Genomic DNA, 20,777 nt, shown 5'->3' with positions numbered 1-20,777 from the left:
GAGGAGTCCTTTCGGGAGGAGAAACGGGGTGTCGGACGGCCGTCACAGATGTCGGTACACGTCCTCGAGCTTCAGCCCGCGGCCCACCATCAGCACCTGCACCCAATACAGCAGCTGGGAGATCTCCTCGGCGAGCGACTCGTCGCTCTCGTGTTCGGCAGCCAGCCACACCTCACCGGCCTCCTCGAGCACCTTCTTACCCTGGGTATGCACGCCGGCGTCCAGCGCGGCAACGGTTCCGGACCCCTCGGGGCGGTTGACCGCACGATCCTGCAGCTCGGCGAACAGGGATTCGAAGTTCTTCACGATGAGCCATTGTTTCAGACCCGGATGCGGGCCCGCTGCTCCGGCCCACGATGGCCGCGAACAGCCCCCGCCCGGCTCCTTCGCCCCGGGTGGGGTGCGGAGGAACCGGGCGGAGGGCGCCTAGTTCGCGGCGAGCAACGCCTGCAGATCGGCGACCGCCGTGCGGAGGTGGTCGGCGAAGGCGTACATCTGGTCGGCGACCGGCTTCGGGGTGGCCAGGTACAGATTCCAGCGGTCCGGCAGCAGGACGTAGGCGATGCCGATGCACCGGGAGCTGGTGGAGCCGAAACCGAAGTAGCGGATGTTGACCGACGGCGCCGAGCTGGTGCTCAGGTAGTCGTCGCGCATGATCGTCCAGCCGGGGCTGTCGTAGAGCGGGATCGGATCGGTGACACCCAGCTCCGCGCCGCGACGGCGCTGGATCCACTGCAGCTCCCACAGGTGCTGCTCGGGGGCGGCCCCGGTCTGGCACTGCTTGGCCCGTTCCACGTGCGCGGCCGCCGCCGTCCGCGCCGCGGCGAGCCGGGCCTCGGCGCCCGCGTCCGGGTCCTGCATCGTGTCCACGAAGACGATCATCTCCGGGGTGACCACCCGCATGGCCTCGGTGCGGCCGTTGCGGTACTGCCTGGTCGCGATGGACTCGTAGGTGGCGCCGGTGAGCCCCTTGCTGCGCCGATGGGCCAGCTGGTAGCTCAGTTGCGCGAACGCGTCCGGTGAGATGCCCAACGCCTTCGCCGCGGTGGTGCCGAAGTCCGGGAACGACAACGTCTGGGTGGCGTTCTCCGCGGCGTAACGGGCGAAGGCGGCGCCCGCCGCCGCGATATCGCCGCGCTGCGCCTCGTCCAGCACGAACTCGATCGGCTCCACCGCGGGCAGACCCTGCGCCTGCGCGCCGGAGCGCGTGGCGTGTTCCTGCACCGGGGTCTCCAGCAGGGCGTCCACGAACGAGAGGATCGTGGTGCCGTCGAGTCCACAGTGTTCGACATTGATGCCCGCCTGGCCGTCTTCGAAGACGATGAAGGACACCGATTTGTCGAACCACCGGTTCGCACTGTCGCCGTGCAGCAGCTCGTCGCAGGCGTGCAGTTCGTCGCGCGGAGCGAAATCCTCGAGGCAGACGGCGAACAGCGCGGTCTCGATGGTGTCCAGCGCCGTGGCGTTCGCCGGTTCGGCCAGCAGCCGCTGCCTGCTCTGCGCCCACTCCGCGCGGGCCTTGGTGGTGAGCTGCCCGACGGCAGTGTCGGTGCGGGCCGGGCGGGCGCCCGCCTTCAGCACCGCGCGCAGCCCGTCGGCGAGATCCTCCGGCGAGTACGGCGCTCCGTCCGGGCCGATCACGTCCATCCGGAACGGGCTGCCGTGGAAGAACACCACGATGTGCCGGGCCTGCGAGGGACCCGGCCATTCATGGCTGTAGGGGACCCGCACCGTGTCCTGCTCCACACCGGGGATCCTGGTCTCGGAGAACAGGTACTTGTTCTGCCACATGGACAGCTGCTGTCCGCGCTGGGTCACCGGCGGGACGCTCTCCTGGTCCAGCGCCAGCTTGTAGTCCACGGCGGCGGAGATGATGCCCGCCGCGCGGTCCACCTGGGTGGCGGCGGTAGAGGCGGCCAGGGCGGTGTCGTCCCGGAACAGGAAGAAGAAGTTCGCGTTCAGGGCGATCCGGTCCCGCCTGCCCAGGTACCGCGACGGCCAGAACAGGTCCAGCCAGCTGCCGACACCGGGCGTCGCGTCGTACTCCGCGAGCGCCGCGTGCAGCGTACGCCCCGGACCGTCGGGTCGCAGCAGGTCGTCGACCGCCGCCCGGGTGGCGGCGAGTTCGTCGGCGGTCAGCAGTGGCTCGCACCACTGCAGGAACCGCCCACAGCTGTCCTCCAGCGTCGGCAGGGGCACCCGGGGTAGGTGGTCGTCGGCGGCGAAGGTGCGTTCGGTCAATGCGAGTCCTCGGTGTCGGCGTGATGTTTCGGCAGCGGCCTGGACACGTACAGGTTGGCATACAACCATCCCTGGTCTTCCCGGCCGGTCGTGTCGATTCCGTTGGCGGACAGGGTGTTCAGCACCTGCGCCTGCTCGGCCGGTAAGGCGAACCTGCGTTGCTCGTACAACCCCGGCGCCTGCTCGGTCCGGTAGCCGAGCGCGGCGAGTTCCGCCTCGATCGGTGCGAAGTCGAACATGCGCAATACGAAGTGTGCCATCCACGGCCGCCTGCGCGGGTGCGCGGTGGCCACGCGAGTCAAGGTCTTCTCGGTGACGTAGCCGATACAGCCGGTGGAGACGACCAGATCGGCGGTCGCCAGCAGGGCGCGCTGTTCGTCGGTCGGTTCGCCGGACTCCAGGTCGGCGTGCACCACGTCGTGCAGGAGCCCGGCCTCCCGCGCGTAGTCGAGGGCGGGGCGGGAGGCGTCCATGCCGAGGAAGCGCACGTCGTCCGCCTCGGCCCGGGCCGCGACGCGGGCCAGGTCGCGCCGGATCAGACCGGCCCGATCGATGTCGGTCACGGCATAGTGCTCGGCCAGCTCGCCGATCGTCGTGTCGAAACGCAACAGCGCGGCGTTCACTCCGTAGGAGCAGCCGATGTCGAGCACGGTCGGCGCGGCGACCCGCGCGGAGGCGCGGAATTCCCGAATCTGCTGCTGGAAGAACGGTTTCGCCAGTTCCGGAATGCGGTAGTCCAGATCGGACATACGCGCGTAGTACGCGCGCGGATCGGGGCGGTCGTAGATGTCGTCGAAAGACGCTTTCCCGGTCGTGTGTAACGGCACTGGCACTGTCGGTCCTCTCGGGTCGAGCTCGGTCAGTCGAGCCGTTCGGCTCAGTCGAGCAGTCGATCGCCCCGCACGGCAGCGGCCGCGGCGGCCAGGTGGTCGGGTAGCACGCGGCCGAACAACTGCCGGGTACGTTCCACCGTGCCGACCATTCCGGGACGATCGGTGTAGGCGAAAATGGCCGAATGGCGTTGGCGCGCACCGCCCACGGGTGAGACGCGGTGCAACGAGAAGCGGCCCTGGAACAGCTGCAGGTCGCCCGGGCGCAGTTCGAGCCGCTGGACGAAACGCTCGCCGTTGCCGGTCAGCACGGCGCGGACGTCGTCGAGGTTTTCCGCCTCGGGTGTGCGGATATCGGGGCAGTACTCGAAGACGCCACCGTCCTCGGCGGGCCGGGTCAGCATCGAGACGGTGAATTCGTTCGTGTCGAAATGCCAGGGATGCGACATACCCGGCGCGACGACGTTGAGGCACAGTCCGGCGAGCGGATCGGCGAACTCGTGCAATTCGGCCAGGCCGAAGCAGTCGGCGACGAACCGCTGGAAAAGCTCGTCGGTGTAGAGCCGGTGGATCAGCGCGTCGGCGGGGATGCGGTCACGCGGCACGAAGGCGTTACCCCGCTCCAGCACGATCCGGCCCGGATGATTCTCCGGCAGTTCGGCGTCCAGGGGAATGTTGTAGGCGTTGACCCGCTCGACCTCGTAGTGCGCGTGGGGGGCCATCAGCTCCCCCTGCGCCCGCAGGGTTTCGGCGAGCTCCGGGCGCACGAACCCGCGCAGCACGGTGCAGCCGGTGTCGGCCAGTTCGGCGCGGGCGCGCCGCACCGCTTCCCGCAGCCCGGGCCCGTCCGGATCCGCCAGGGGATACCGTGCGGTATCCACGATCTCGTCGAGTACGCCCAACGCTGCCATGGCGTCATTTTGGTGGAGCCGTCGCCGACACGCCCGGGATTCGGCGAGATTGCCGGTGATCACGGTCACACCTGCTATCTGCGCGCACTCGCGTTGCGGCACAGTAACTCTCGTCTCACCTCGGCCCGGAGCGGCGCGTCGAGCGATCGCCCGAACAGCTCAACGGCGCACGCGCAGAGCGTGTTCGAGATCCTCGACGGTCAGCCCGATCAGCGAATCCCGGAACACCCGTCCCGGCGCGTGCGGCACCGGGATCTCGCACGGGACCACCACCAGCGCGCAGCCGGCGGCCTGCACCGCACGGGCACCGGTGGGTGAGTCCTCGACCGCCACACAGTGTTCCGGATCGAGTCCGAGCAGTTCGGCGGCGCGCAGGTAGACATCCGGCTCCGGCTTGCCGTGCGCCACCTCGTCGCCGCAGACCGAGACATCGAAGAAATCGCGCCCCAGGGTGTCGAGACCGAATTCCGTGAGCGACCGCTTGGTATTGGTGACGAGCGCGCTGGACAGCCCCGCCGCGCGAACCATGGCCAGTGCGTCCTTCGCACCCGGCCGCCACGGGATGGGGCCGGTCATCAATTCGGTCACCCGCCGTTCCAGGAACTCCCCCGCCGCCCGCAGTGAGTCGGGCGTGGGCGCGATGCCCAGACCGGTGAACATGATCCGCAGAGCGTTCGGGCCCGACGCCCCGATCAGCGCGTGCCGGATCGCGTCGGTCATCTCGCGGCCGTGCTCGCGCGCCAGTTCACGCACCGCGACGTCCCAGAGTTTCTCCGAGTCCAGCAGCGTGCCGTCCATGTCCCAGAGCACTCCGGCCAGTCGCACTGTCACGTTCGGTCCTTCTCCTAGATCTCGTCCCTGTCATGGGCACAGCTCGGCGGACCGTCCGCGAAGTGGGCCCACGAACCGTACCGCCGGGCGAAGCCCGCTCAGCCTGGGCAGCCATGAGCCGATACGCCCAGCGTCCGTCCATCGTGCCGCGTGAGGCGGACGCGGAGGCCCGCAGCGCATTGTCACGCGCGCCTCCACACCGAGCCCGAGCAAGCCGAGACGGCGCCGAAGTCGCGCACACCGCGCCGAGCCGCGGAGGCGAAGCGGCCTAGGTACCCGACGCGGCGATTTGCAGCTTGGCGCTGTCCCCGACGACCTCGATCCATCGGTTCTCGGAGGTCGTCGTGCCGTTCTTCAGGGTATAGGTCAGCGCGACCACCGCCCGGTTCGCACCGTTCTGCGTGACCGAGCCCACGCGCACCGACCGGATGGAGCCCCAGAAGTTCACGTAGGAGTCGTAGCCGGTCTTCGACTGGTATCCAGGGGCGAGCTGTGTCCAGGCGCCGGACACGTTCGTGGGCAGCATGCCGTAATAGCCCTGGATGAACGAGGCGATCCGGTCGGGCGTCGGCGGCCCGGACGGGGCGGTCGTCGCGGTGGCGGTCGGGCCGGTGGTGGTCGGGGCCGGGCCCGACGTGGTGGGCTGGGGTGTGCTGCCGGGCGGCGGAGTGGTGCTCGGTGCGGGGTTCGTCGTCTGCGCGGGCGGGGTGGTTCCCGGTGCGGGCGGGGGCGGGGGCGGGGGCGCTCCCACGGAAGTGTTCGCGGGCCCGGGCCCGGGCACGGGGGCGGGTGCCGGAGAGGAGGACTCCTGAGCCGGGGGTTGGGCGGAAGCTTGCGCCGGGGCCTGTCGCGGCTCCGGTCCGGCCGCCTCGGCCTGTGACGGCGGGTTCTCGGGCGCCCCGGCGGCCGGAGGCACTGCCGACGACGTCGGTGCGTCGCCACCCTCGCCGTCGACGGTGGTCAGCGTCGCGATGATGGCGACCAGGATCAGCACCCCGACCACCGCGGCGACTTCCACGGCGATCAGACGGCGGCGCTGCCCGCCCCGCAGAACGCCCGGCAACGTCCCCGCAAGCCCGGGCCGCCTCGGCGGTGGCGTGACCGATTGCGGCGCGGACGGATTCGGCCCGGCGAAGGGCACGACATCGGTGACCCCGGTGTCGACCGGCTGCTCCGGCCATACGGCAGCGGCTTGGTCGGGCAGGACAGTCGTCGCCGCGGCGGGGACGGGAATCACCTTGGTCACCGGCACGGGCAATTGCGGGTCCCGGCCCGCCGCAACGGCTTCGAGGATCGCTTTCGCCTCCCGCATGGTCGGGCGGTCGGCGACGGACGGAGCGAGCAGGTACATCAGCACCGGCCCCAGCGGTCCCGCTGACTCGGGCGGCGGGATCTCCGCCCGCGCGACCGCGTGCAGCAGGGCGAGCGGGTTGTCACCCTCACCGAACGGCGGGGTGCCCTGCACCGCCGCGTACAGCGTCGAGCCGAGGGCGAAGACATCGGAAGCCGGTTCCGGATCCTCGCCGCGCGCCACCTCCGGCGACAGATACGCCGGCGTCCCGGCGAGGAAGCCGGTGGCCGTGACCGTCACGTCGCCGACCGCACGGGAAATGCCGAAATCGGTGATCTTGACCGTGCCGTCGTCGGCGACCAGCAGGTTCGCCGGCTTCACGTCCCGGTGCATGATCCCCGCGTCGTGCGCGGCGGCCAGGGCGCTCGCCGCCTGCGCGCCGATCTCGGCGACCTCGATCGGCGGCAGCGTGCGATTGCCCGAAAGTTTGGTCGCCAAGCTCGGCGCGTCCATGTACTCCATGACCAACCAGGGCTGGCCGTCCTCCTCGGCCACGTCGAACACGGTGATGGCGTTCGGATGGTGCAGCCGGGCGGCGATCCGGCCCTCCCGCATGGCACGGCGCTTCGCCTCCAGCGCCGCCGACCCGGACAGTCCGGGACCGAGCAACACCTGTTTGACCGCGACGGTGCGCTGCAACCGGACATCGGTCGCGCGCCAGACCACACCCATGGCGCCGGTGCCGATCGGATCCGTGAGCCGGTACCGTCCCGCGATCAATCGATCCGCCGTCATGGTGGTGTGCCTCTCCTACTCACGCGCCTAGCCGTTCGCACTCCGCGCGCAAGCCCGCCAAGGACTCCGAAGGCGTACGCGCCGAGGTGCTTCGCACCACTGAGCAGGGAAGCGAACGCATCCGCCGACTGCCCCGGATGCAGTTACAACGCCTTCGACAATGGCACATCCACCCGACAGACATCCACCTCCCGGCGCGGGCCTGGGCGATCGCCCAGGTCAACACCGCGCGCCCGCGCGCCATGACGCGCCGACGCGCACTCCGATTCGCGGGAGAATCGACATCCGGCCAGGTAGCAAAGACCCTTGGCGCGAGAGCCTTTCGCTATGGCTCGCGGTGCACCCCGCCGCTCGCCTGCGGCCCGCGGCACCACCCACGTCGCACGCTTACGCGTTGAAGTACTTCGCCTCCGGATGCAGCAACACGAACGCATCGGTGGACTGCTCCGGATGCAGCTGCAACTCCTCCGACAGCACCACGCCGATGCGATCGGCCTCGAGCAGGTCGACCAGCTTGGCGCGGTCCTCCAGGTCGGGGCAGGCGCCGTAGCCGAAGGAGTAACGCGCGCCGCGGTAACCGAGCTTGAAGTACTCCAGCACGTCCGCCGGGTCGGATTCGGCGACCGCGTGGCCGTCGAGGACGAGTTCCTCGCGGATGCGCCGGTGCCAGTACTCGGCGAGCGCCTCGGTGAGCTGGACGCCGATGCCGTGCACCTCCAGGTAGTCGCGGTAGCTGTCGCCCGCGAACAGTTCGTTGGCGAAGTCGGCGATCGGCTGGCCCATGGTGACCAGCTGGAACGGCATGACGTCGACCTGACCGGTCGTGCGGGCGTAGTCCCGGGAACGGATGAAGTCGGCGATGCACAGGAAACGGTCGCGCTGCTGACGGGGGAAGGTGAACCGGTACCGTTCCGGCGCGTCGGGTTCCGGTTCGGTGAGCACGATGACGTCGTCGCCTTCGGACACCGCGGGGAAGTAGCCGTACACCACCGCGGCGTGCTGCAACACGCCTTCGGTGCTCAACCGGTCCAGCCAGGCGCGCAGGCGCGGCCTGCCCTCGGTCTCCACCAGTTCCTCGTAGCTCGGCCCGTCGCCGCCGCGCTGCCCGCGCAGGCCCCACTGCCCCAGGAACAGCGCCCGCTCGTCCAGCAGACCCGAGTACTCGTGCAGGGCGAGACCTTTCACCAGCCGCGTGCCCCAGAACGGCGGCACCGGCACCGGCAGGTCGGCCGCGACATCGGAGCGTTCGGGCACCACGACGGGCACCTCGGCCGCCCGGCGCTCCGCGGCGATCCGCTTGGACCGCTCGTGGCGCGCTTTGCGCTCGGCGGCCCGCTCCCGCTCGGCGACGGCTTCCGGGCTGTCGGGGTCCGATTCGCCGCCGCGCTTGCGGGTCATGATGTCGTCCATCAGCCGCAGGCCCTCGAACGCGTCGCGCGCGTAGTGCACGTCGCCCTCGTACACCGCGGTGAGATCGTTCTCCACGTACGACCGGGTGAGGGCCGCGCCGCCGAGCAGTACGGGGAACTGCTCGGCCACGCCCTTGGCGTTGAGTTCCTCCAGGTTCTCCTTCATCACCACCGTCGACTTCACCAGCAGGCCGGACATGCCGATGACGTCGGCCTTCTTGTCCATCGCCGCGTCCAGGATGGTGGCGATCGGCTGCTTGATGCCGAGATTGACCACCTCGTAGCCGTTGTTCGACAGGATGATGTCCACCAGGTTCTTGCCGATGTCGTGCACGTCGCCCTTGACGGTGGCCAGCACGATGCGGCCCTTGCCGCTGTCGTCGGTGGCCTCCATATGCGGCTCCAGGTACGCGACGGCGGCCTTCATCACCTCGGCGGACTGCAACACGAACGGCAGCTGCATCTGACCGGAGCCGAACAGCTCACCGACCGTCTTCATCCCGGCGAGCAGGGTCTCGTTGATGATCTGCAGCGGCGGCACCTCGGTCATGGCCGCGTCGAGGTCGGCCTCCATCCCCGCTCGCTCACCGTCGACGATCCGCCGCTCCAGCCGCTCGAACAGCGGCAGCGCGGCCAGTTCCTCCGCCCGCGACGCCTTCGACGAGGAAGTGGAGACGCCTTCGAACAGCGCCATCAGCTTCTGCAGCGGGTCGTAGTCCTCGCCGCGGCGGTCGTACACCAGATCCAGCGCGGTTTCGCGCTGCTCGTCCGGGATCCGGCTGATCGGGAGGATCTTCGAGGCGTGCACGATCGCGGAGTCCAGACCGGCCTCGACGCATTCGTGCATGAAGACCGAGTTGAGCACCTGCCGGGCCGCCGGATTGAGACCGAAGGAGATGTTGGACAGACCCAGGGTGGTCTGCACCCGCGGATGGCGGCGCTTGAGCTCGCGGATGGCCTCGATGGTCTCCAGCCCGTCGCGGCGCGACTCCTCCTGGCCCGTGCCGAGGGTGAAGGTGAGCGTGTCGATGATGATGTCGCTCTCCGACAGCCCCCAGTTGCCGGTGATGTCGGCGATCAACCGTTCGGCGATCTCCACCTTCTTCGCCGCGGTGCGGGCCTGACCCTCCTCGTCGATGGTCAGCGCCACCACCGCGGCGCCGTGCTCGGCCACCAGCCGCATGGTCTGCTGGAAACGCGAATCGGGACCGGCGCCGTCCTCGTAGTTCACCGAGTTGACCGCGCAACGCCCGCCGAGACGTTCCAGCCCGGCCTGCAACACCGGGGCCTCGGTGGAGTCGAGCATGATCGGCAGCGTCGAGGCGGTGGCCAGCCGGGCGGCCAGCTCCGCCATGTCGCGGGTGCCGTCCCGCCCGACGTAGTCGACGCACAGATCGAGCATGTGCGCACCGTCGCGGGTCTGGTCCTTGGCGATGTCCAGGCACTTCTGCCAGTCCTCGGCCAGCATGGCGTCGCGAAAGGCCTTGGAGCCGTTGGCGTTCGTGCGCTCGCCGATCATCAGGACCGAGGCGTCCTGTTCGAACGGCACCGCGGTGTACATGCTGGACACGCTCGGCTCGTGCACCGGCGCGCGCCGCTCGGCGATCGGCGGCAGGGCCTGCTCGACCTCGCGCACCGCGGCGGTGACCTGGCGGATGTGCTCGGGCGTGGTCCCGCAGCAGCCGCCGACCAGGGCCAGCCCGAACTCGGTGACGAACCCGCGCAGCGCGACCGCGAGTTCCTCGGGCGTGAGCGGATACTCCGCTCCGGCGGCGCCGAGCACCGGCAGCCCGGCGTTCGGCATCACCGAGACCGGCACCTGCGCGTGCCGGGACAGGTGGCGCAGGTGCTCGCTCATCTCGTCCGGGCCGGTCGCGCAGTTCAGGCCGATCATGTCGATGCCGAGCGGCTCCAGGGCCGTCAGCGCCGCGCCGATCTCGCTGCCGACCAGCATCGTGCCGGTGGTCTCCACCGTGACGTGGGTGATGATCGGGATCCGGCGGCCCAGCTTCGCCATCGCGCGCCTGCTGCCGGTCACCGCCGCCTTCACCTGGAGCAGGTCCTGGCAGGTCTCGATGAGAATGGCGTCGGCGCCGCCGTCCAGCATGCCGAGGGCGGCCTCGGCGTAGGCGTCGCGCAGCGCGGCGAACGGGGCGTGACCGAGCGTGGGCAGCTTGGTGCCCGGCCCCATCGAGCCGAGCACGTACCGTGGCGTACCGTCGGCGGACGGACCCATCTCGTCGGCGACCTCGCGGGCCAGCCTGGTGCCGCGCTCGGACAGGTCGCGGATCCGGTCGGCGATGTCGTAGTCGGCGAGGTTGGGCAGGTTGCAGCCGAAGGTGTTGGTCTCGACCGCGTCGGCGCCCGCCTCGAAATAGGCGCGGTGGATGGCGCGCAGGACGTCGGGGCGGGTGTCGTTGAGGATCTCGTTACAGCCCTCCAACCCGCGGAAATCGTCCAGGGTCAGATCAGCCGCTTGCAGCATGGTGCCCATCGCACCGTCGCCGATGACGACACGGCGGCGCAGCGTGTCGAGTAGCGTGGTGTCGAACTCGGCGGGGATGGACGCAGACATGCGTTCCAGCGTAGTGGGCGGGGTGGACGTTCCAGGCCACCGCGTCGAGCCTCGGTGTCCTGGACCACACGCCCGGCCCGACACCGCCGCATCCGCTCGCGGAACACGCCACCCGGTCCGGCCGTCATACGACACGCCATATCGCCGCACGCCGTAGGCTGACCGAGTGAACGCCAGTGAAACTCCCGATCCGGAACTGCCGACGTTGCGGGATCCGGTACTGGTCGCCGCCTTCGAGGGGTGGAACGACGCCGGTGACGCGGCCAGCGGCGCCGTCGAGCATCTGGAACTGATCTGGGACGCCGAACCGTTGGCCGAACTCGACTCCGAGGACTACTACGACTATCAGGTCAACCGGCCGACCGTGCGTCAAGTGGACGGGGTGACCAGGGAAATCCAGTGGCCGTCGACGATGCTGTCGGTCTGCTCGCCGCCCGGAAGCGACCGTGACGTGGTGCTGCTGCGCGGCATCGAACCGAACATGCGCTGGCGCAGCTTCTGCGGCGACCTGCTGGAGTTCATCGAGCAGCTCGGGGTGCAGACGGTGGTCATTCTCGGCGCGTTGCTCGCGGACACTCCGCATACCAGACCGGTGCCGGTGACCGGCTCGGCCTACAGCAAGGAGGCGGCCGAGCGGTTCAACCTGGAACAGACCCGCTACGAGGGCCCCACCGGAATCACCGGCGTGCTACAGGACCAATGCGTGAAGGCGGGCGTCCCGGCGGTGTCGTTCTGGGCCGCCGTCCCGCACTATGTTTCCCAGCCGCCCAATCCGAAGGCGACCATCGCGCTGCTGCACCGGGTGGAGGACGTGCTCGACATCGAGGTGCCGCTGGGTGAGCTGCCCAAGCAGGCGGAGGACTGGGAGACCGCGGTCAACGAGATGACCGTGGGCGACGAGGAGATCAGCGAGTACGTGCGCTCGCTCGAGGAGCGCGGGGACGCGGCGGTCGACGTGAACGAGGCGATGGCCAAGATCGACGGCGACGCCATCGCGGCGGAATTCGAGAAGTACCTGCGCAGACGAGGTCCGGGCAGCTTCGGTCTCTGATCGGCGCGGCGGCGGCGTGTTCGGGCCGGACGGCCGTTCACCGGAAGTTCGCCAGGGGGCCACCTTCGGGCCGGGCAACGGCCGCCTCCTACACTTTCGCCGGTGACCGTCCATCCGATCGTCGAGCGTCTGCGCACCTTCGACGAGCGGATCGCCGTCCGGCGCGCCGACCGTGTGGATACGGACGCCGCCGTGCCCGAACCCGCGCGGCAGGTCACTTACGCTCGGCTTGCGGCGCTGGTCGAGGGTTACGCGGCCGAGCTCGGCCCGGCCCGCCGCCTCGTCGCGCTCGCCGCGCGCAATGACCTCGCCTCGCTCGTCGCGTATCTCGGAGCGCTCAGCGCCGGCTGCGTCGTGTTACTCACCGAGCAGATCACTGCGGAGTTGCGGGACGCCTACGATCCGGACGTCCTCATCGAAGGAGGCCGCGCACGCGTGGTCCGGGAGCGCTCGGCGCATCGTCTGCATCCGGACCTCGCGCTGCTGCTGAGCACCTCGGGGTCCACGGGCTCGCCCAAGCTCGTCCGGCTCTCGGCGACGAACGTGCGCGCCAACGCCGCGGCCATCGCCGAGTACCTGACCATCGGCCCGGAGGACTGCGCGGCCACTACCCTGCCGATGTTCTACTGCTACGGCCTGTCGGTGGTGCACAGTCATCTGTTGCGCGGAGCGAGCCTCCTGCTCACCGACCGGTCGGTACTGGACGTGGAATTCTGGCGCGCGTTCCGGGAGTGTCGCGCAACGTCTTTCGCCGCGGTTCCCTACACCATCGATCTGCTCGACCGCATCGGTTTCGCTCGCATGGCTCTGCCGCACCTGCGCTACGTCACCCAGGCCGGCGGCAGGCTGGCGCCGCGGCGAGTGCGCGAATACGCCGAACTGGGCCGGGCGAACGGCTGGGCTTTCGTGGTCATGTACGGACAGACCGAGGCCACCGCCCGGATGGCCTACCTGCCCGCGCATCTGGCGAGCGCGCATCCCGACTGTATCGGGATACCGATCCCCGGTGGCGAATTCACCCTCGAACCGGTCGAGGAAGCCGACGAGGGGGACGAACCGCGCGAACTGGTCTATCACGGCGCCAATGTGATGATGGGCTACGCGAAGTCGGCCGCAGACCTCGCACTCGGCCGCTCGCTCGACGCCCTGCGCACCGGCGACCTGGCCCGGCGCACACCGGAGGGCTTGTATCAGGTGGTCGGCAGGCGCAGCAGGTTCGCCAAGATCTTCGGCCTGCGCATCGATCTGGAGCGGCTCGAATCCGGGCTGGCGGCGGCCGGTTTCACGGCGTGTTGCGCCGACGACGACACGCACCTGGTCATCGCGGTGGAGACCCCCCGGTCCGATCCGACCGAAATCGCCACGCGCTTGTCCGGCCTGCCCGCCGCGGCCATCCGGACCCGCCCGGTCGAACGGATGCCACGGCTACCGAATGGCAAACCCGACTACCCCGCGATCCGCCGGCTGGCCGGATCCCTGCCGCAGGTGCGTGACATCCGCGCCCTCTACGCCACCACCCTCGGCATCGACCCCGCGCGGGTCCACGCGGACAGCACGTTCGTCGAGCTCGGCGGGAATTCGCTGACCTACGTGACCACCGCGGCACGACTGGAGCGGGCGCTCGGCGGCCTGCCCACCGACTGGCCGAACACGCCCGTGGCGGACTTGGAGCGGATACCGGAGGGCCGCAGCCGGTTCGGACGGGCGCTCGACACCGGAACCCTGCTGCGTGCGATCGGCATCGTGCTGATCGTGAGCGCGCACGCCGGAGTGTTCGTGCGGTGGGGCGCGGCGCACGTGCTGCTCGGTGTGGCCGGGTTCAACTTCGCGCGGTTCGCCGTGACCGCGGCGCCACCCGCCGAGCGCTTGCGGCACACGCTGCGCGCCGTGGGATCCATCGCGGCGCCCACGGCGCTCTGGGTCGCGCTGACGCTGCCGTTCAGCGACTACTACGGTTGGCAGAATGTCCTGTTGTTGAACAAGATTCTCGGCCCGCACGACAGCGCCACCGCCGGGCACCTGTGGTTTCTCGAGGTGCTCGTGTACTTCATGCTGGCCGCCGCGCTGCTGATCCGGCTCCCCGTGGTGGACCGGTGGCAACGCGCCGAGCCGTTCTGGTTCGCGATGGCGCTGGTCGCACTATGTCTCGTCTTCCGATACCAGGCGTTCGGTCTGTATTCGGCGAAGGACATCCCGTTCTCCCCTCTGGCGGTGTGGCTGTTCGCGCTCGGCTGGGCGGCGGCGAAGGCGACGTCGATGTGGCAGCGGATGACGGTGAGCGCCGTCGTACTCATCGCGGTGCCTGGATATTTCGGCGTTCCCGAGCGGGAGCGACTGATCATGGCTGGCTTGCTCGCTCTGGTGTGGTTGTCCGCGATCCGCGTTCCCGCCGTCGTCGCCGTCTGCGCGGCGGTGCTGGCCGAAGGATCGCTGTTCGTCTATCTGCTGCACTGGCAGGTGTACCCGCTGTTCGAACAGCACCGGCTCGCGGGGCTGCTCGCTTCCCTGGCAGCGGGTGTGGTCGCGACCGGCACGGCTACCGGATTGCGACGCTGGGGATCGGTGCGGTACCGGGCAATTCGGTCGCGACGGTCAGCTCTGCACGGTCCACACCCGCGCCGCCGCCTCCTGGGCCAGTTTGGCGATCAGGATGTCGCGCGGAATCGTCTGACCGGCAAAGTGATCGAGTGAGGGAACCACCACATGATGCGCGTCCGCGCGCTTGAGTTCCGCCGTGAGTTCGGCGAAAGCCGTCCCGTCGCCGCCGGTCGATTCATGGAATGTTGCGGCGAAGCACAGCCCTTCCTCGCGGGCGAGACTGCTCATCGCGGCCTCGAGCTCCTTGCTATGGCCATCGGCCAGATCGTCACGCAAGTATCCATAGATCAACGCTTCCACCCGAACCTCCGTTGGATTGGGATCGCTGTTCTCTTATGTGGATCCACCCGTTTTACGGGGTATTTGCGCTTCGTGCAAGAGCAGATGTACTTGCAGTTGCTCTTACAGGAGGGGCTGGCTAACTTCCGGCGCCATGTCCAGCATGCACAATGCTGCGGCGCGAATGTAGCTGTCAACACACGGACATCTGTCTGCCCTCTTGGGGCCACCGAACGTTAACTGGTGCGATACTACAGACGTGGCCGCTACCGACGATCGACCCGTCTGGGCAGTCCGAATGCGTTCCGAGCGTGACGCGAGGGGGTGGTCGCAAGCCGACGCTGTTCGCGTGATGCGTGGAAAGTCTTCGCACAACCTGCCGACCGACAGTACGCTCCTACGCAATTGGCGCCGTTGGGAATCGGGCGAATCGCGCCCCGACGACTTCTACGCGCCCATCATCGCCGCCACCTTCGACACGGTGCCCGCGGCGTTCTTCCCCAAGGTCAGACCGAACCGGGACGACGAATTGCTCTCGGCGACGGGCATGGACACGCTCGAGTTCATCGGACGACTGCGCATGTCCGATGTGTCCTCGGTGACCCTGGAGGCGATCCGCATCACCGCCGAACGCCTGTGCTGCGAATACTCCTACGCCGACCCGCACGACCTGCACGCCGAGGGCACGGCGTGGCTGCGCAGGATCACCTCGTTGCTGGACGGTCGCCTGACCCTGGCCCAGCACCGCGAAATCCTCGTTCTCGCCGGATGGGTCGCGCTGCTGGTCGGCTGCGTGGACTACGACCTCGGCCGGCGCACCGCCGCCGAGGCGACCCGCCGCGCCGCCCAGTCGCTGGCGCAGGAGGCGGAGAACGTCGAGATCGCCGCGTGGACGGCGGAAATGACCGCGTGGTTCGCGCTGACCCAGGGGAACTACCGCGGCGTCATCGAGGCCGTTCAGCCGACGCTGGAAGTAAGCCAGCACCTCCGCGTCGGCGTCCAGCTCGCCGCCCAGCGCGCCAAAGCCTGGGCCAGGCTCGGCAACACACGCGAGGTCGAGACCGCGCTCGACGAGGGTCGAGCTATCTTGGAGCGACTCGAACATCCGGCTAATCTGGACAACCACTTCGTCATCGATGCGAACAAGTTCGACTTCTACGCGATGGACTGCTGCCGCGTCGCGGGCGAGGATCGGCTCGCCGAAAGCTACGCGCGCGAAGTGATCCGCAACGCGACCCGGCCCGACGGCACGGTGCGCAACCCGATGCGGGTCTCCGAGGCCCACCTGACGCTGGCCGTGGTCGCGGTGCGCGACCGCGACCTGGAGCTGGCGGTGGCCGAGGGCATGCGCGCGTTCGCGGGCAGCAGGCGCTCCCTGCCCTCGCTGATGTGGATCGCCGGCGAAGTCGCGCGCGAGATCATCGAGCGCTTCCCCGGCGACCCGCGCACGCGCGCGTATCTGGACCAGATGCGTTCGATGTCCGTCGAATGAGCCGGCCCGCGCCGCGACCGCGGCGAACGGTGCCGAACCGGACGCGGCCACGCCGGACACCGGAACGTCGTGCGGGCGGCGATCTGCCCGCTACTACCCTGTTACCGGTGACCGACTCCGCTGACAGCTGTGCCGATACCCGCTGGGACGACCGGCTGCGGCTGTTCTCCTTCGCCACCGCCGAGCGGCGCGCCGACTACCTGCGGGTGCTGCGCGCTTTCGACAGCGCGCGAGCGGCGTACGTGGTGCTGCTGCACGCCGACGACGTCGCGGAGTGGATCGTACGCAACGGAAATTCGCTGCGTACGCCCGATCTGGTGGCTACGAACCAACCGGTCGCGACGGCCGGTGATGAGGAGCACGCCGAGGAATCGCGAAGGTCCGCAGGCCCGCGCAAAAGCCGGACGGAACCGGAGACCGACGCGCCGGACCGATCCCCGGAGACCAGCGGCCCGGCGGCGGGCCCACGCCTGACGGCCGCCGAGATCGGTCCACTGCTCGACCAGCTGCACCAGTGGGGCATGCTGGAGCGCAGTTACGACGGAACCCGCGCCGCGACGCTGGCCGAATACCGCAACCGGCACTACGTATATCAGTTCTCCCAGGCAGGATTCCAGGCATACCGGGCAGTTGCCGGTGTGCTCAGCGCGCGCCTCGACGAGGCCTCGTTGTCGCGCTTGGTCCTGCCGGAATTGCTGGCCGATCTGCACACCCTGGCCGAGGCCAACCGGGCGGGCGACGCCGAACGCGTCTACCGCACACTGCGCCGCCTCGACACCGCGCTGTCCGACCTGGCCGCCCGCGCGGCGCACTTCTATCTGGGGCTCGGCGACCTGGTGCGCACCACCGAGATCACCCCGGAATCGTTTCTCGCGCACAAGGACGCGCTGCTGGCGCACATGCGGGAGTTCAGCCTCGATCTGGCCCGGTTCACCCCGCGGCTGGCGGCCGCGATCGCCGAGATCGAGGAGACCGGCATCGAGGACCTGATCGTCCGCGCGGCCCGCTGCGACGAACGAGTGCTGCTGGGCATCGAGGAACGCCGATCGGATTGGCAGGCCAGATGGGATGGACTGCGGACCTGGTTCGTCGCCTCCGGTGGCGGCGAGCCTGCGGGCACCACGGAGGCCGAGCGACTGCGCGAGGCCACCATGAGCGCCATCGCGGCGGTGCTGTCGTTGCTGCGCCGGGTCACCGAGACGCGGCGCGGCGGGGTCAGCCGGGAGTCCGCGCTACGGCATCTGGCGGGCTGGTTCACCGCGGCGCCGAGCGCGGACAGCGCCCACGCACTGTTCGACGCGGTGTTCGGGCTGGGCAAGCCACGGCACCTGGCGATGGAGCATCCGGACGCCGACGTGATTCCGGCCATCCGTTCCTGGTGGGACGCACCGCCGTTGGAGATCTCGCGCACGCTCGCCGAGACCGGGCGCCCGCCCTCGGCGGGTGCGCCCGCCCGCATCCACCGCAACGACGCCGGTATCCGGCGCCTGCGCGAGGCACAATTGGACGCGCAGCGGGCCCGCGCCGAGGCCGCCCGGTCACTGGCTTCCGGCGACGTACACGAACGGGTGCTGGACGAACGGGAAACCGAAGTGCTGCTGCGGTTGCTGGACGCCGCGTCGACCGCGTGGGTTCCGGTGCGCGGCCGGGTGGCGGGAACCACCGGTTCCGACAGCGGCGTCACCCTGACGGTGTCCGAGCACGACGGCCCGACCGTCGTGCGCACCACCCGTGGGCTGCTGCGGTTGAACAACCGGGCGCTGAAGATCGAGCAGACGACCGGAGCACGGTCGCGCCCGCGCGGGGAGCGCCGCTGATGCACGGACGCACCATCGATTCGCTCGCGCTGGACAATTATCAACGCGCGGCCCGGATCATCCTGGCCAACCACCTGGTGACCCGCACCTATCCGGACCGGATCGCGCTGCCGCTGATCCGGCGCTGGGCCACCGAACTGCGCGAGGACCTCGCCGAATTGTTCGGCTATCGGCTCGAAGTCACCGAGACGACGGCACGCGTCTTCCCGGTACTGGACCGCCTCGACGCGGGCAGGCCCGCGCGCACGCCCGCCGAGCGCGTCTTCGACCGCCGCCGCTACGCCTACCTGGCCCTCGCGCTCGCCGCGCTGGGGCGCGCCGGGGACCAGATCACGTTGTCGGAGCTGGCCGATCAGGTCGCGGCCTACGCGAGCCGGGTGGACGGTCTGGAGCTGGCCACCGACCGGGCCGCCGACCGCGACGCGTTCGTCGACGCGGTGGGCTGGCTGACCGCGCGCGGCGCGCTCGCCTTGGCCGACGGTGACGCGGGCGGGTGGGCCACCGATCCGGAGGCCGGTGAGGCGCTCTACGACATCGACCGGCCCGTGGTCTTCGCGCTGTTCCGGCCGCCGCGGGCATTGCAACATCTGCACAGCGTGCGTGGGCTGCTCGGCGAAGAGGCCACGGGCACCACCGTTTCCGCCCCCGTGACGACCACCGCCGAGATCGCGCGCCGGGTGCGGAGGGCGCTGGTCGAACAGCCGGTGGTGTACGCCGAGGACCTCGCGCCCGAAGAGCGCCCCGCCCTCGGCCAGGAGCGGCTGGTCGCGGAGGTCGAGCTGTTCACCGGGCTGCGCGCCGAACGCCGTGCCGAGGGGGTCGCGCTGATCGACACCTCGGGGCGGCTGTCGGACGTCCGCTTCCCGGGGACCGGTACGCTCGCGCAGGTCGCCTTACTGCTGGCCGGTGAGATCGCCGACCGGGTATTGGATATCGACCACCCGTTGCCGCGACGCCACGTCGTCGCGCAGCCCGATGCGGCCCTGGCCGACCAGCTCGATGAAGCCATCCCCGAATCCACGGTGTTCGCACCGCTGGCCGAGACGCGTTCAGCGGCTGCGCCCACCGACGACCTCGATCCCCAGGACGACACCCAGGGACAGGAGGACCGGCCCACGCCCGGCTATCCGCTGATCGAGCGGGCCTGGTTGCGCGAGACGGTGCGGGCACTGGCCGACCGGTACGGCACGACCTTCGCCGCGCAGTGGCAGGCCGATGTCGCGCGCCTCACCACCGAAGTGGTGGCGCTGCTGGAACGACTACGGCTGGTCCGGATGATCGAGGAGGGACTGCTCGTGCTGCCTGCCCTGGCCCGCTACCGTGGCGCGGTCGTGACGGTCCGCACCAAGCGGGCCGCGGAACTGTTCGTCACCGCGGCCGACACCTACGGGCCCGACGGTACCGGCACGGAAGGGAACTGAGGGATGTCGCTCATTCACGGCGGAGTGCGGTTCACCCCGACCCGCGCGGGGATCGTCAACCTGTGGGACTACCGCGACCAGGAGTTCTGTTTCGCCGACGGCAGATTAGTGCTGCGCGGGCCGAACGGGTCGGGCAAGACCAAAGCGCTGGAGGTGCTGTTCCCGTTCGTGCTGGACGGGCGGATCGAGCCGCGCAGGCTCAATCCGTTCGCCGGCGAGGAACGCACGATGAAGTCGAATCTGCTCTATCGCAAGCAGGACTCGGCCTATTCCTATGTCTGGATGGAATTCGCGCGCGGTCGCTGGGAGGACCCCGAGGCGGTCACCGTCGGCATCGGCATGCGCGCCACCCGTTCCTCGGACAAGGTGACCCGCTGGTATTTCGTCGCCGACGGCCGCGTCGGCGTCGACTTCTCCCTGATCGGCCCGGACGACCGGCCGTTCACCCGCAAACAACTCGCCGAGCAGATCGGCACCGACTCGATCGTCGACCGGCCGGTGGACTATCGCAACGCCATCGACGCGCGCATGTTCGGTCTCGGCACGCAGCGCTACGACCAGCTGATCAATCTGATCCTCACGCTCCGCCGCCCGCAGCTGGCCAAGAACCTGGACCCGCGCGGCCTGTCGCAGGCGCTCACCGACGGCCTGCGCCCGCTCGACGAGCAGCTGATCCTGGACGCCGCCCGGTCGTTCAGCGATATGGAGGAGGTCGGTCGCACCCTGGAGGGTTTGGTGCACGCCGACACCGCGACGCGCGCGTTCGTCGGGGTGTACCGCAAATACCTTGCGGTGCAGGCGAAGACCGACGTCGACCAGGTCCGCGCGCGGCTGGACGCGGTGACCCACGCGAGTACGGCGCTGTTCGCCGCTACGGCTCTGCGTGAGCGCAGGGACACCGAGCGCGCCGCCGCCGAGGCCCGCGCCGAGGACGCCGACCGCGCCTACGAGCAGGCCCTCGCCGATCGGGAGAACCTCCAGCGTTCCAGCGCCTACGAAGGCAAACAGCAGCTCGACGACCTGGCCGACGCGGTGCGGCGCCTGGAGACCTCGGCGGGTGTGCACGCCGACAAGGCGCTCAAGGCCAGCCAGACCCTGGACCAGCGGACCCTGGAGGCCGAGCGCGCGCGAGCCGCGGTGCGCACCGCGGCGGCCGCGCTCGCCCGCGGCGAGGACGACCTGCGCGGCGCCGCGCAGGAGGCGGGGATCGCGTGGGCGCCGCTGCCGGAATCGACC

General features: G+C 69.8%; 13 protein-coding genes and 1 pseudogene. 6 read left to right on the top strand and 8 right to left on the bottom strand.

Going from position 1 to position 20,777, the window contains the following annotated elements:
* Positions 1 to 42 precede the first annotated feature (42 nt).
* From NA8_RS29030 to metH, 7 genes are all read right to left on the bottom strand, one after another.
* Positions 43 to 324: a phosphoribosyl-ATP diphosphatase gene (locus NA8_RS29030; protein WP_174315390.1), complete on the bottom strand. Its 282-nt coding sequence runs from the start codon at positions 322 to 324 to the stop codon at positions 43 to 45.
* Positions 325 to 426: 102 nt separating this feature from the next.
* Positions 427 to 2,241, bottom strand: coding sequence for a choline/carnitine O-acyltransferase (locus NA8_RS29025; RefSeq protein WP_063053506.1), 1,815 nt, complete (start codon positions 2,239 to 2,241; stop codon positions 427 to 429).
* The gene (locus NA8_RS29020) at positions 2,238 to 3,074 is read right to left on the bottom strand and encodes a class I SAM-dependent methyltransferase (RefSeq protein WP_174550153.1); all 837 of its coding nucleotides are present in this window, start codon (positions 3,072 to 3,074) and stop codon (positions 2,238 to 2,240) included. The genes NA8_RS29025 and NA8_RS29020 overlap by 4 nt, the downstream gene beginning before the upstream one ends.
* A gap of 44 nt (positions 3,075 to 3,118) precedes the next feature.
* The gene (locus NA8_RS29015; protein ID WP_063053504.1) at positions 3,119 to 3,982 is read right to left on the bottom strand and encodes a HalD/BesD family halogenase; all 864 of its coding nucleotides are present in this window, start codon (positions 3,980 to 3,982) and stop codon (positions 3,119 to 3,121) included.
* 159 nt (positions 3,983 to 4,141) lie between these two features.
* On the bottom strand, positions 4,142 to 4,813 hold the full coding sequence (locus NA8_RS29010; protein WP_369690274.1) for an HAD family hydrolase: 672 nt from the start codon (positions 4,811 to 4,813) through the stop codon (positions 4,142 to 4,144).
* A gap of 268 nt (positions 4,814 to 5,081) precedes the next feature.
* Positions 5,082 to 6,899, bottom strand: a complete 1,818-nt coding sequence (locus NA8_RS29005; protein ID WP_063053502.1) for a serine/threonine-protein kinase — start codon at positions 6,897 to 6,899, stop codon at positions 5,082 to 5,084.
* Positions 6,900 to 7,286: 387 nt separating this feature from the next.
* Positions 7,287 to 10,883: a methionine synthase gene (gene metH, locus NA8_RS29000; protein ID WP_157106980.1), complete on the bottom strand. Its 3,597-nt coding sequence runs from the start codon at positions 10,881 to 10,883 to the stop codon at positions 7,287 to 7,289.
* Between the two features lie 166 nt (positions 10,884 to 11,049).
* Here metH and NA8_RS28995 point away from each other — a divergent pair, with 166 nt between their 5' ends.
* Positions 11,050 to 11,934, top strand: a complete 885-nt coding sequence (locus NA8_RS28995; protein ID WP_039798445.1) for a PAC2 family protein — start codon at positions 11,050 to 11,052, stop codon at positions 11,932 to 11,934.
* A 102-nt stretch (positions 11,935 to 12,036) separates the two neighbouring features.
* A complete protein-coding gene (locus tag NA8_RS28990; RefSeq protein ID WP_157106979.1) occupies positions 12,037 to 14,625 on the top strand; it encodes an AMP-binding protein in 2,589 nt (862 codons plus the stop codon).
* On the opposite strand, the gene NA8_RS28985 is transcribed toward NA8_RS28990, so the two are convergent.
* The gene (locus NA8_RS28985) at positions 14,527 to 14,832 is read right to left on the bottom strand and encodes a hypothetical protein (RefSeq protein WP_063053501.1); all 306 of its coding nucleotides are present in this window, start codon (positions 14,830 to 14,832) and stop codon (positions 14,527 to 14,529) included. The two genes, NA8_RS28990 and NA8_RS28985, sit on opposite strands and share 99 nt — an antisense overlap.
* A 331-nt stretch (positions 14,833 to 15,163) precedes the next feature.
* Between NA8_RS28985 and NA8_RS28980 the strand changes: the two genes are divergently transcribed.
* The 4 genes and pseudogenes from NA8_RS28980 to NA8_RS28965 all read left to right on the top strand — a co-directional run.
* Positions 15,164 to 16,303, top strand: a complete 1,140-nt coding sequence (locus tag NA8_RS28980; protein ID WP_063053524.1) for an NsdA family TPR-like regulatory protein — start codon at positions 15,164 to 15,166, stop codon at positions 16,301 to 16,303.
* A 107-nt stretch (positions 16,304 to 16,410) separates the two neighbouring features.
* Positions 16,411 to 18,120 (top strand): TIGR02677 family protein, encoded by a 1,710-nt coding sequence (locus tag NA8_RS28975; RefSeq protein WP_245664046.1) that lies wholly within the window; start codon positions 16,411 to 16,413, stop codon positions 18,118 to 18,120.
* Positions 18,120 to 19,541 (top strand): TIGR02678 family protein, encoded by a 1,422-nt coding sequence (locus NA8_RS28970; RefSeq protein WP_063053500.1) that lies wholly within the window; start codon positions 18,120 to 18,122, stop codon positions 19,539 to 19,541. Before NA8_RS28975 ends, NA8_RS28970 begins: the two co-directional genes overlap by 1 nt.
* 3 nt (positions 19,542 to 19,544) lie before the next feature.
* Positions 19,545 to 20,777: pseudogene (locus NA8_RS28965) on the top strand (endonuclease); the annotation flags it as partial.

This window comes from Nocardia arthritidis NBRC 100137, from assembly GCF_001612765.1.
Lineage (GTDB): Bacteria > Actinomycetota > Actinomycetes > Mycobacteriales > Mycobacteriaceae > Nocardia > Nocardia arthritidis.
Note: the sequence above shows the minus strand (reverse complement) of the source record. Positions and strands in the feature narration are given on the sequence as shown.

What these genes read in the sequence shown, in the direction of transcription:
- NA8_RS29015 (WP_063053504.1), bottom strand. Translation starts at nt 3,982, where the DNA reads ATGGCAGCGTTGGGCGTACTCGACGAGATCGTGGATACCGCACGGTAT.
- metH (WP_157106980.1), bottom strand. Translation starts at nt 10,883, where the DNA reads ATGTCTGCGTCCATCCCCGCCGAGTTCGACACCACGCTACTCGACACG.
- NA8_RS28970 (WP_063053500.1), top strand. Translation starts at nt 18,120, where the DNA reads ATGCACGGACGCACCATCGATTCGCTCGCGCTGGACAATTATCAACGC.
- NA8_RS29005 (WP_063053502.1), bottom strand. Translation starts at nt 6,899, where the DNA reads ATGACGGCGGATCGATTGATCGCGGGACGGTACCGGCTCACGGATCCG.
- NA8_RS28980 (WP_063053524.1), top strand. Translation starts at nt 15,164, where the DNA reads ATGCGTGGAAAGTCTTCGCACAACCTGCCGACCGACAGTACGCTCCTA.